We start from the raw sequence: 11,715 nt of genomic DNA, 5'->3' as shown, positions 1-11,715 counted from the left end.
CACGTGGCCCATATTGACGTTTCCGGTATCGATTACTTCCTCTCCGACGGCACCCAGCTGCTCAACGGCGTCACCTTCAAGGTTCCGGACGGCACCAAGACTGCCCTGATCGGCCCCAACGGAACCGGCAAGACCACCCTGTTCCGGATCATTGCCGGGGACTTGGTACCGGACGAAGGCGTCATCGGCCGGTCCGGGTCCATGGGCATCATGCGCCAGTTCGTGGGCCAGGTCCGGGACGGCTCCACAGTCCGCGACCTCCTGGTGTCCGCCGCCCCGCCTGCCCTGGCAGCGGCGGCCCGGGAGGTGGACGACGCGGAGCTCGCCATGGTGGAGAACGACGACGAGCCCAGCCAGATGCGCTACGCCCAGGCCATCGTTGACTGGGGCGACGCGGGAGGGTACGACGTCGAGACAGTCTGGGACGAGGTCTGCATGGCCGCGCTGGGACTCCCCTTTGACCGCGCGCAGCACCGCCCGGCGTCGAGCCTTTCCGGCGGCGAGCAGAAGCGCCTGGTGCTTGAGGCCCTCTTTGCCGGCCCCGACGAACTGCTGCTGCTGGACGAACCGGACAACTACCTGGACGTTCCGGGCAAGCGCTGGCTTGAGGACAAGCTGAACGAGTCCAAAAAGACTGTGTTCTTCATCAGCCACGACCGTGAGCTGCTGAACAACGCCGCGGGACGCATCGTCACGCTGGAACCAGGAATCAACGGTGCTGGCGCCTGGATCCACGGCGGCGGCTTCGGCTCGTACGTGGAAGCGCGGGCGGACCGGAACGCCAGGTTCGAGGAATTGCGCAAGCGCTGGGACGAGGAGCACATCAAGCTCAAGGAACTCGTCAACATGTACAAGAACAAGGCAGCCTTCCGCTCCGACATGGCCAACCGGTACCACGCAGCCCAGACCCGGCTGGCCAAGTTCCTGGAAATCGGGCCGCCAGAGGCGCTGCCCATCGAGCAGAACGTGCAGATGCGGCTCAAGGGCGGGCGGACTGCCAAGCGGGCCATCGTAGCGGAGCAGCTGGAACTGACCGGGCTGATGAAGCCGTTTTCCACGGAGGTCTGGTTCGGCGACCGCGTAGGCGTCCTGGGTTCAAACGGCTCGGGCAAATCGCACTTCCTCCGGCTCCTCGCAACCGGGGGCACTGATCCGGAGCGGGAGCACCTGCCCGTTTCCGACGTCGAAATTGCCGAAGTGCCGCACGAAGGCACCGTTAAACTTGGCGCCCGAATCCGCCCGGGCTTCTTCGCCCAGACCCATGTCCGGCCGGACCTCCTGGGCAAAACGTTGCTGGAAATCCTGCACCGGGGCGACGAACACCGCTCCGGCCTGGGCCGCGAGGCAGCGGCCGGGGCGCTGGACGGCTACGGGCTTGCCGGGCAGTCCGAGCAGAAGTACGAGTCCCTCTCCGGAGGCCAGCAGGCGCGGTTCCAGATCCTGCTCCTGCAGCTGAGCGGCGCAACGCTGCTGCTCCTCGACGAGCCCACCGACAACCTGGACCTGCATTCCGCGGAGGCGCTGGAGCGGGCCATCGACCACTTCGAAGGCACCGTCCTCGCCGTGACGCACGACCGCTGGTTCGCCCGGACGTTTGACCGCTTCCTGGTGTTTGGATCCGACGGCAAGGTGTACGAATCGGCCGAACCGGTGTGGGACGAGAAACGCGTGGAGCGCGCCCGCTGACCGGACGCTCTCTCTTTTGATGTTGCCTTTCCCAAAACGCTCTATCAGTTGATGTGGGTTTTCGACAAACCGTCTCTCACCCACTGCAGGAGCGTTTGGTCTAAAGGCGCATCAAGTGAGAGAGCGTCTGATGGCAGAAGAGCGCACGCAACTGGACAAATTCTCCCTGGAAGTAGTGATTGTATGAGCAGCAATACGCGTACCTCGCAGGACGCCGGACTTAGGGCGGCCGCGGCTGCCACGTTTGTGGTCTTTGGCATCAACGGCCTGGTTTTCGCCAGCTGGGCCGCCCGAATCCCTGCCGTCACGGAGATCCTGGCGATCACCTCCGGGCAAATGGGCACGCTGCTGCTGTGCACCGCCGTAGGTTCACTGCTGGCACTGCCCACCGCCGGACTGGTGGTGGGCAGAATCGGGACCGCCAACACCGTGCGCTTCGGCGGGCTCCTCGCTGCCCTTGCGGGCGTGGGAATCGCCTCCTCGCTCTCTGTGGCATCAGTACCCGGCACGGCAATCGCCCTGTTCTTCTTCGGCATAGCCATCGGCCTGTGGGACGTGTCCCAGAACATTGAAGGCGCCGACGTCGAGCACAAGATGCGGCGAACCATCATGCCCCAGTTCCACGCGGCGTTCAGCGGTGGTGCCTTTGTGGGTGCCCTGATCGGGGCCGGCCTTTCCAACCTCGGCGTCGGCCTGCCCCTGCATCTGCTGGTCATCGCCGGCATCGTGGTACTGGTGACGCTCACGGCGCCGCGCTACTTCCTTCCGCACATTTCAACCTCAATCCCGGAGGGCGAACCGAAACCGGCAAAGGGCCCGTCAGCCTGGCGCGACAGCCGGACCCTGCTCATCGGCGTAGTGGTCCTGGGGGCGACGCTGACGGAGGGCGCGGGCAATGACTGGATTGCGAAAGCCTCCGTGGATGGGCTGGGCACGTCCGAGTCCACGGGTGCCTTGATGTTTGCCCTCTTTGTCCTCGCGATGACAGCGATGCGGTTCACGGGCGGCCGGGTCATCGACAAATACGGGAGGACCGCCGTGCTGCGGGCCAGCATGGGGGCGGCAGCACTGGGGCTCTGCCTCTTTGTGCTTGCTGGCAACGTATGGCTTGCGGCCGTGGGTGCGGCACTGTGGGGCGTTGGAGCCGCGCTGGCCTTCCCCATGGGGATGTCCGCCGCCGCGGATGATCCGAAGCATGCAGCAGCCAGGGTGTCCGTTGTATCAACCCTTGGGTATATCTCGTTCCTGGCAGGACCTCCCCTGCTGGGATACCTTGGCGACCTCACGGGAATCCACCTGGCGCTCCTGGCCATTCTTGCGCCGATCCTCGTTGCCCTGCTGCTGGCGGGGGCAGCCAAACCAATCAAGGCGGAGTAGCAAAGCGCCACTGTACGCCGGCGCGACCGGCAGGCAGGGGCGCGGTAGGGTGAGGGCATGCAGAGCAAATGGCGCCGGAGCCATCGTTGGATCAGCCGCGTTGATAGATACCTTCTAAGGCATGTATCGGACCTCCCCGGCGGAAACCATGACGACTTCTTCCGCCGCTTGTCCGCCTCCGCCAACCATGGCAAGCTCTGGATGGGTGCCGCGGCCGTGATGGCGGCCTTCCCCGGCCGGACACGCCGCGCGGCGCTGCATGGACTCATCGCCCAGGCGGTTGCATCCGCCGTCACGAACGGGATCTTCAAAACCCTGCTCCCCCGCACCCGGCCCCTGCCGGAACACCTTCCTGTGTTCCGGTTCGTCCATCCCCAGCCCACCAGTTCCTCCATGCCGTCCGGCCACTCGGCATCGGCTGTCGCGTTCGCCGTTGGAGTAGGGCTGGTCCGGCCCGCCCTTGGCGCCGCACTGGCTCCCGTGGCGGCCGGTGTGGCGTACTCACGTATTCACACTGGAGCCCACTGGCCCTCCGATGTCCTTTTCGGTTCGGCCCTTGGTGCGGGCGCTGCCCTTGTGACCCGCCATTGGTGGCCAGTGCGCCCGCCCTTTCCGCAAGTGGCACGCACCCGGGCCGACGCGCCCGAACTGCCGGGCGGCCAGGGACTGAGCATCGTGGTGAACACGCTCGGCGGGTCCTTCACCGAGGAGACTGCCGCGGCCCTGCAGGAAGTATTCCCCGAAGCGCACATAAAGACGGTCCAGCCGGAAGAGAACCTGGTCGAGGAAATCCGGAAGACGGCGGACTACCCTGGGACCCGCGCACTCGGTGTGTGGGGCGGGGACGGGACTGTGGGAGCTGCGGCAGCCGCCGCCGTCGAAAGATCCCTTCCGCTGCTGGTCCTGCCGGGCGGGACGCTGAACCACTTTGCCCGGGACGCCGGGACCGGGAGCCTCAAGGAGGCGGTTGCCGCCGCATCAAAGGGGGAGGCCGCCATGGCCGACATCGGGATCGTCACGGTTGAGCGGGGCTTGGCAGGCAACCCGGAAACGGCGAAGCTGACGATGCTGAACACGTCCAGCGTGGGCCTGTACCCGAACTTTGTCCGCCGCCGGGAGCAGCTGCAGCCCGCCCTTGGAAAACCGCTGGCCGGCGTGGTGGCGATGTTCCGCACGTTTGCCGCCGGCACTCCCACCACCCTGGCCGTGGACGGAAGGCGGCACAAGGTGTGGATCGCCTACGTTGGACGGGGCCGGTACTACCCGCGGGACCACGCACCCCTGCTCCGGCCAGTGATGGACGACGGCGTCCTGGACGTCCGCATGATCACGGCGGACGAGTCCTTTGCCCGGCTGCGGCTGCTCTGGGCAGTGCTGACCGGAACCGTGGCAACCTCGCGGATCACCCACCTGTCGGAGGGCGCACGCGTGCGCATCGACGCCGGCGGGTCACCCATGGCCCTGGCAGTGGACGGCGAAGCGCTGGCCGGGGTCCTCAGCGCGGAGTACACCGTCCGTCCCCGGGCGTTGGCCTACTACTCTCCCCACCCCTAGCTGTCCCTGGACCGGCCAATCAACGGGACTACCCTGATCCGCCCCTGAATCATCCCTGAGACCGGCGAAAACCAGCCCTGCCATCGGTAGCGTGGTGCGTACGAGTCTTCTGAAACGCATCCCGCAGTCCACAGCTGCCGTCCTAAGGAACATTCATGATCGAGGCAACAGGGCTGACAAAGGTCTACGGCGATAAGACCGCCGTGGACAAGGTCAGCTTCACCGTCCAGGCCGGCCGCGTGACCGGTTTCCTGGGCCCGAACGGCGCCGGCAAATCCACCACCATGAGGATGATCATGGGGCTGGACCGGCCCACGGCCGGTTCCGTGACCGTGAACGGGGTGCCGTTCGCGCAGCACGCCGCCCCGCTGCGCGAGGTGGGCTCACTCCTTGACGCCAAGGCCGTCCACACCGGCCGCACCGCCTACAACCATCTCCTGGCCATGGCGGCCACCCACAGCATCCCCCGGAAGCGCGTCCGGGAGGTCATCGAGATGACCGGCCTGGGCGAGGTAGCAAAAAAGAAGGTGAAGGGGTTCTCCCTCGGAATGGGGCAGCGGCTGGGCATCGCCGCGGCCCTGCTGGGGGACCCACAGACCATCATCCTGGACGAACCGGTGAACGGCCTTGACCCGGAGGGCGTGGTCTGGGTCCGCAACCTCGTGAAGTACCTGGCGTCCGAAGGGCGGACGGTTTTCCTGTCCAGCCACCTGATGAGTGAAATGGCGGTGACGGCCGACCACCTGATTGTCATCGGCCGCGGGAGGATCATTGCCGATGCCCCCATTGGCGAGATCATCACGGGCAAGGGCCAGTCACGCGCCCGCGTCCGCACCGACCAGCCGCAGCAGCTCATGCGCCTGCTCACTGACGACGGCGTCTCCGTGGAACTCCAGGACCACGAACTCCTCGAGGTCAAGGGCCTGCCGCCCAGGCAGATTGCCAGGACGGCCCTGGACAACCAGATCATGGTCTACGAGCTCACGCCCCTGCAGGCGAGCCTCGAGGAAGCGTACATGGAACTGACCAAGGACGAAGTGGAGTACCACTCCCTCATCACCACCGGCGCTGCGGCGCCCGCCCGGACCGGAGGAAAGCAATGAGCACGGCAGCACTTGAATCACGCCGGCAGCACAACCGGCACAACAACGTAGGTCCCGGACCCAGCTTCCTCCGCGTCCTCAACTCCGAGTTCATCAAGTTCAGGACCCTGCTCTCCACCCTGATCCTGGTGGGATCCACCGTGCTGGTGATGGTGGGGTTTGCAGCCCTGAACGCGTGGGGCATCGGGCAGTTCTCCGAGGCAGCGAAGACCGACCCGCAGGCGGCCGCCGCCTTTGCCGCCCAGGGTGCCGACCTGACGGCGGGGGTCCCCACCTCCGGCATCGCCTTCGCCCAGCTCATCATCGGCTCCCTGGCCGTGCTGCTGATGAGTTCCGAGTTCACCACGGGTATGGCACGGTCCACCTTCACGGCGGTCCCCAAACGCATCCCGGCCTTCATCGCCAAGCTGCTGGTGGTGACGGTCTGTGCCTTCGTTGTGACTGTGGTGTCATCCTTCCTGGCCTACATCGCGGCCACCCCTATCCTGGACAGCTACGGCTTTGACATCGACCTCGGGTCCGAGCACTCCAGGCGGCTCCTGTGGGTCACCGGGCTGTATGTGGCGGCAGTGGCGGCGATCGGCATGTCCTTGGGAACGCTGTTGCGCAACTCCGCAGGGGGGATCATGTCCCTGGTGGGGCTCTTTTTCGTGGTCCCCATCGCCTTCCAGCTCATCCCGGGCGAGTTCTTCGAAGAGGCGCGGAAGTACCTGCCGGAGAACCTCTTCGAGAGGATCGTGGCGGCGGCACCCGCCGATGGTGCCCTGGAGGTGTGGCAGGCCGCCACCTGGCTTGGCGTGTGGGTGGTGGTCCCCCTCTTGGCAGCGATGATCGTGCTGAAGAGACGCGACGTCTAGGGGACGGCAGGCCTCAACGTCACCATTTAGACTCGGGGGCATGCCTTCTCTTTCCTCCGCCGCAGACCACATCCAGGACCTTGGCGCCTTTGTCAGCGCGTCGCCGTCGAGCTTTCACGCCGTGCACGAGGCAGGCCGCCGGCTGGAGGAAGCCGGCTTCGTCCGCCTGGACGAACTGCAGCCCTGGGAGGGCGGTGGCGGTTCGTACTTTGTGATCCGGGACGGCGCGCTGATCGCCTGGGTTGTGCCGGAAGGTGCAGGCCCCGCCACCGGGTTCAATATCCTGGGCGCGCACACAGATTCGCCCACCTTCAAGCTCAAGCCCAAGGCCACTACCGGCGCCCACGGGTGGCTGCAGGCCGGCGTTGAGGTGTACGGCGGACCGCTGCTGAACTCGTGGCTTGACCGTGAACTGCAGCTCGCCGGCCGCCTGGTGATGCTGGACGGCACCGAGCACCTGGCCGCCACCGGACCCATGCTCCGGTTCCCCCAGCTGGCCATCCACCTGGACCGGGCCGTCAACGACGGGCTCACCCTGGACAAGCAGCGCCACATGAATCCCGTGTGGGGACTGGGGAATGCTGCGGACTTCGATCTGTTGGCGGTGTTGGCGTCGCACGTTTCCGGCACCTCCGTGGATCCCGCCAAGATTGGCGGGTACGACGTCGTTATTGCGGACACGCAGGCGCCTTCGGTTTTCGGGGGGAACAGTGAGTTCTTCGCCTCCGGGCGCCTGGACAACCTTTCATCCACGCACGCGGGGCTGGCGGCGCTGATCGCACATGCCTCCGCTCCCGGCCGCGGTGTTGGTGGCGCCGGCGGCGCCGGCATGCCCATCGCCGTCCTGGCGGCATTCGACCACGAGGAGATCGGCTCCAACTCGCGCTCGGGTGCCTGCGGACCCATCCTCGAGGATGTGCTGGTGCGCATCTCCGACGGCCTCGGCGCCACGGTGAGCCAGCGGCGGCAGGCGCTGGCGTCGTCGTTCTGTGTGTCTGCCGATGCCGGGCACGCCGTGCACCCCAACTACGCGGAGCGGCACGATCCCGCCAACCACCCGGTGCTCAACGGCGGCCCGCTTTTGAAGATCAATGCCAACCAGCGCTACGCCACGGACGCGACCGGGGCGGCTTTGTGGGCGCGGCTCTGCGCTGAGTCCGGGGTTCCGTACCAGGAGTTCGTGTCCAACAACGCGATCCCCTGCGGCTCCACCATCGGTCCGTTGACGGCCACCCGGCTGGGTATCCGGACCGTCGACGTGGGCGTGCCGCTGCTCTCCATGCACTCCGCCCGCGAGATGTGCGGCGTGGAGGATCCCTGGCGCCTTGCCGCGGTGACGGAGCTGTTCTTCAGGACGGTTGTGTAACCAACCCCCTACCTATTGATATTCACGGGATGGCTAACCCCTATACCTAACGAATTCACCATTCCGTAACCCCGTTACTTACTGACCGGATGGAAATGGCTCAATAAAAAGCGAGTACTCACTACTGGTGATACCGGCGTGGACCAAAAGTAGGCTCTTCGTCACGGGCAGAGTCATTGGCCGATGAGTGGCTGGGGCCAGAGACAAGACCTTGACCGGATAGAGCACTAGTGGCGCACTTGCATCAAGCTGAGTGCGGCATTGTCCATTTCCGTCGATGTCATGAAGTGGTGAGGCATTTGTCCATTTCCACCCAGCTTCCGAATACGTTCTCCGAGCCAACGTTGTCGATAGTGAGAGCGTCAGTAAGCGTAGTAATCCCGACACTGAATGAGGCGAAGAACCTGCCTTGGGTACTTCGCCGAATGCCCTCATACGTGGATGAGGTAGTGATCGTAGATGGCCGCTCCCAGGACAACACAGTGGGAGTTGCGCGGGCCCTCCGCAAGGATGTCGTGATCGTGGAGGAAAAACGCAAGGGAAAGGGTGTAGCCCTCCGATCAGGTTTCGCTGCAGCCTCCGGCGACATCATCGTCATGCTCGATGCCGACGGCAGCATGGACCCCCAGGAAATCGGCTGGTTTGTTTCCCCCCTCCAGCACGACTACGACTTTGTCAAAGGTTCCCGGCACGTTACCGGCGGCGGGTCCGAAGACCTTACGTGGCTGCGGCGCACGGGTAACCGGGCATTGACGGCCTTGGCGAATGCGGTGCTGCACAGCAATTATTCGGATCTCTGCTACGGCTACATTGCCTTCAGGCGTGAATGCCTGGAAGTCCTTCAGCTTGAATCTGACGGGTTTGAGATCGAGACGGAGTTGATCGTCAGGGCGGCCAAAGCGGGCCTCCGGATCGCAGAGGTACCGAGTATCGAACTGGAGCGCATCTCGGGGGCTTCGAACCTGCAGACCTTCCGGGACGGCTGGCGCGTGTTGGGGACAATGGCCCGCGAGTGCGTCTTGTGGGAGGCGCCCACGGCCGGCGCCCGTCCTGAGGCTCTGCGACGCGTCAAATATGCGTACGCGAACGTTAGTTTCCCCCGGACGCCCGCCGACCCCCAGAGCCTCCTTTCCTTGCGGGAAGCAGCCTGAGATGACGACTTTTCCCAGGCCCACCGTTACTGTCGTCATCTGCACTTATACCGAGGACCGCTGGGCGAACCTGCTTGATGTCATCGAATCAGTCAGGGCACAGACCGTCAGCCCGCAGGAGATTCTCCTGGTAATTGACCACAACGTTGATCTTTATGAACGGCTTCTTGTGGTGGTTGATGACATCACGGTCGTCCAGAACTCGGGGCCGCAGGGTCTCTCCGGGGCCCGCAACACTGGCGTCGGTTTGGCTGATACGGATATTGTCGCCTTCCTGGATGATGATGCCGAAGCGGCGCCGGACTGGCTTGAGCTTTTGCTGGCCCTGTACGACGATCCTGACGTCCTTGCCGTCGGGGGCCGGGTGGAGCCCATTTGGGAAGCCGGCCGCCCCGGTTATTTCGGCGAGGAGCTGGACTGGATCGTTGGATGCAGCCACCTGGGGATGCCACGGGTGGCTTGCGAGGTCAGGAACGTCATCGGCGCAAACATGTCTTTCCGGCTTGACGTGCTCCGTCAGGTAGGGGGATTCAACCACGCCCTAGGCCGCCAGGGTGCCGTACCCCTGGGATGCGAAGAGACCGAGATCTGCATTCGCTCGAAGATGGGCTCGCCTGGTTCCCGAATTGTGTATGAACCGGCAGCAGTGGTGCGCCATCACGTCCCGGCCAGCAGGGGCACGTTCCGTTACATGCTGTCCCGGTCGTGGTCTGAAGGCCTGTCAAAGGCTCAGGTGAGCCAGGTGGTAGGCCACAAGAGGGCGCTCGGACCCGAAAGGCGCTATGTGCGCAGGGTCCTGCCGCGGGCCGTTGTTTCCGGACTCTATGAGTGGAGCAGAAGCGGAGATCCGGGAGGACTCGGCCGGGCCGGTGCCGTGGTTTCGGTTCTGGCCTTCACAGCGGCCGGTTACCTGCGCGGCCGGCACCTGTCTCACGTTTCGCCACGTGCGGGAACCTTGGCAGGCATAGAACCGGCCTGGAGGGACGTCCAGTGAGTAAGGGCGAGTTGCTCCCGATCGTCTCCCGCGCGGCCCGTGAGCTGCATCGCTTGCCGGAGTGCCAGGGGTGTGGTGGATCGATACCACCAAAATTACACAGCGCGAATGTGTCGGAAGGATGAAGTAATGAACAACCCTTTTGCGCGCGAAGGAGCGGCTGTGCACGATTCCGTCGATGCAGCTGGTCTTCGTCTACGAGCGTCGCGGAATCTGCGGCTCTATGCACTGCTGACAGCCCTGCTGGTTGTCGTGGGTGCCCTGGTGTCCCCGGTCGCGGCGTCGGCTGCTGCGGGCGACGTTGGCGATGAGGGTCCGTCGCATTCCGGGACGGGGACGCCAACGGGTACGAAGCGGGCGGAGAGTGTGCTGTGGTTCAACGACGGGGTCTGGTGGGGGAACCTGTGGGACACTGCCAGCTCGGATTTCCACATCTTCCGCTTCAATGGCTCGACGAGATCGTGGACCGATACGGGTGTGGCGACAGAGACGCGGGCAAACACACATCATGACGTGTTGTGGGACGGGACGACGTTGTATGTGGCGAGCCACCAGTTCGTCAACGACGGTCTGCCTGCCGAGCCGAACTTCCCGACGATGATGCGGCGTTACAGCTACGACTCGAATAAGAAGACGTACTCGCTGCTGAGTTCGACACAGATCAACAATTACAAAGTTGAGACCCTGACCATCGATAAGGACTCGTTTGGCCGGGTCTGGGCCACGTGGCAGCAGGGGAACAAGATCTATCTGAACGTCACTGGCACCGATGGCAAGACATGGGGGACCCCGTTCCAGCATCCTGCGACGTTGAGCAACGTCTCCGTGGACGACACTTCGGCCCTGATCGCGTTCGACGGGAAGATGGGCTTGATGTGGAGCCGGCAGGTCGGTGACGCAACCGACGGCATGTACTGGAGCTACCACAACGACTCAGACACGTCCAAAACCGCCTGGACCGCTCCCGTCGCGGCAGTGAAGGGACAGCGCAGCGGCGATGACCACATGAACTTGAAGTGGCTGGACTCCGCGGATGGGCAGGTTTTCGCCGCTATCAAAACGTCGTTCACTTCCAACTCTGAGCCGCTGATCCAGCTCTTGGCGTTGAATGCCACAACGTCGGCGTGGTCGGCGCACACCATCGCGAATGTGGCTGAATGCCCGAACCGGGTGATCGTCCTGATTGATGAGAGCACGTCGCCGAAGACGCTGCGGACCTTCGCTACCTATCCCAAGCCGAGTGGCACGAAGAACGCTGGTGTGTGCACCAGCTCGGGAGGTGCTATCTACGAGAAGTCTGCGCCCGTAAGCGACCCCGGAAAGCTCGCTACCGCTGCGAAGACGCCTCGCATCGTGGATGCCGACCAGTACGTCCACAACGTGACGTCGACTAAGCAGAATCTCAACAATGCGTTGAGGGGCACGGGCAACAGCGGTCTCCTGGTGCTCGCAGATGTGAACGCCACCAGCCGGTACTGGCACTTCTACGAGCCCAAGGGGGGTGCCGGTGGTGGTGATACGACGGCCCCGCAGACGACGATCACGTCGGGACCACCTGCGACGTCGACGTCTACCAGTGCCTCTTTTGAATTCACCTCGAGTGAAGCGAATTCAACGTTCCAGTGCA

At 64.4% G+C, this 11,715-nt stretch carries 9 protein-coding genes; all 9 read left to right on the top strand.

Features of this window, described 5'->3' with window-relative positions; genetic code table 11:
* The first annotated feature begins 3 nt into the window (after nucleotides 1–3).
* Entirely contained in the window at nucleotides 4–1,686 is a 1,683-nt protein-coding gene (locus tag FHJ30_RS00045) for an ABC-F family ATP-binding cassette domain-containing protein (protein WP_139027232.1), read from the top strand.
* A 183-nt stretch (nucleotides 1,687–1,869) separates the two neighbouring features.
* Complete coding sequence (locus FHJ30_RS00040) at nucleotides 1,870–3,063, top strand: MFS transporter (RefSeq protein ID WP_139027231.1); 1,194 nt, start codon at nucleotides 1,870–1,872, stop codon at nucleotides 3,061–3,063.
* A 57-nt stretch (nucleotides 3,064–3,120) separates the two neighbouring features.
* Nucleotides 3,121–4,617 (top strand): bifunctional phosphatase PAP2/diacylglycerol kinase family protein, encoded by a 1,497-nt coding sequence (locus FHJ30_RS00035; protein ID WP_139027230.1) that lies wholly within the window; start codon nucleotides 3,121–3,123, stop codon nucleotides 4,615–4,617.
* A gap of 155 nt (nucleotides 4,618–4,772) precedes the next feature.
* Nucleotides 4,773–5,720 carry an ABC transporter ATP-binding protein gene (locus FHJ30_RS00030; RefSeq protein WP_139027229.1) on the top strand — a complete coding sequence of 316 codons (948 nt, stop codon included), beginning with the start codon at nucleotides 4,773–4,775 and terminating at the stop codon, nucleotides 5,718–5,720.
* Entirely contained in the window at nucleotides 5,717–6,577 is an 861-nt protein-coding gene (locus tag FHJ30_RS00025; protein WP_139027228.1) for an ABC transporter permease, read from the top strand. Before FHJ30_RS00030 ends, FHJ30_RS00025 begins: the two co-directional genes overlap by 4 nt.
* Before the next feature lie 40 nt (nucleotides 6,578–6,617).
* The gene (locus FHJ30_RS00020) at nucleotides 6,618–7,943 is read left to right on the top strand and encodes a M18 family aminopeptidase (RefSeq protein ID WP_139027227.1); all 1,326 of its coding nucleotides are present in this window, start codon (nucleotides 6,618–6,620) and stop codon (nucleotides 7,941–7,943) included.
* Nucleotides 7,944–8,230: 287 nt separating this feature from the next.
* On the top strand, nucleotides 8,231–9,094 hold the full coding sequence (locus tag FHJ30_RS00015) for a glycosyltransferase family 2 protein (protein WP_306669368.1): 864 nt from the start codon (nucleotides 8,231–8,233) through the stop codon (nucleotides 9,092–9,094).
* A 1-nt stretch (nucleotide 9,095) separates the two neighbouring features.
* Nucleotides 9,096–10,088 carry a glycosyltransferase family 2 protein gene (locus tag FHJ30_RS00010; RefSeq protein ID WP_139027225.1) on the top strand — a complete coding sequence of 331 codons (993 nt, stop codon included), beginning with the start codon at nucleotides 9,096–9,098 and terminating at the stop codon, nucleotides 10,086–10,088.
* A 129-nt stretch (nucleotides 10,089–10,217) separates the two neighbouring features.
* Nucleotides 10,218–11,715: hypothetical protein (locus FHJ30_RS00005; RefSeq protein ID WP_240793527.1), on the top strand; the 1,498-nt coding region annotated here is incomplete at its 3' end.

The organism is Arthrobacter sp. BB-1, assembly GCF_006151685.1.
Classification (GTDB): Bacteria; Actinomycetota; Actinomycetes; order Actinomycetales; family Micrococcaceae; genus Arthrobacter.
Note: the sequence above shows the minus strand (reverse complement) of the source record. Positions and strands in the feature narration are given on the sequence as shown.

Excerpts from the sequence above, each read along its gene's own strand:
- FHJ30_RS00010 (WP_139027225.1), top strand. The coding sequence starts at position 9,096 with ATGACGACTTTTCCCAGGCCCACCGTTACTGTCGTCATCTGCACTTAT.
- FHJ30_RS00020 (WP_139027227.1), top strand. The coding sequence starts at position 6,618 with ATGCCTTCTCTTTCCTCCGCCGCAGACCACATCCAGGACCTTGGCGCC.
- FHJ30_RS00025 (WP_139027228.1), top strand. The coding sequence starts at position 5,717 with ATGAGCACGGCAGCACTTGAATCACGCCGGCAGCACAACCGGCACAAC.
- FHJ30_RS00030 (WP_139027229.1), top strand. The coding sequence starts at position 4,773 with ATGATCGAGGCAACAGGGCTGACAAAGGTCTACGGCGATAAGACCGCC.
- FHJ30_RS00035 (WP_139027230.1), top strand. The coding sequence starts at position 3,121 with ATGCAGAGCAAATGGCGCCGGAGCCATCGTTGGATCAGCCGCGTTGAT.
- FHJ30_RS00040 (WP_139027231.1), top strand. The coding sequence starts at position 1,870 with ATGAGCAGCAATACGCGTACCTCGCAGGACGCCGGACTTAGGGCGGCC.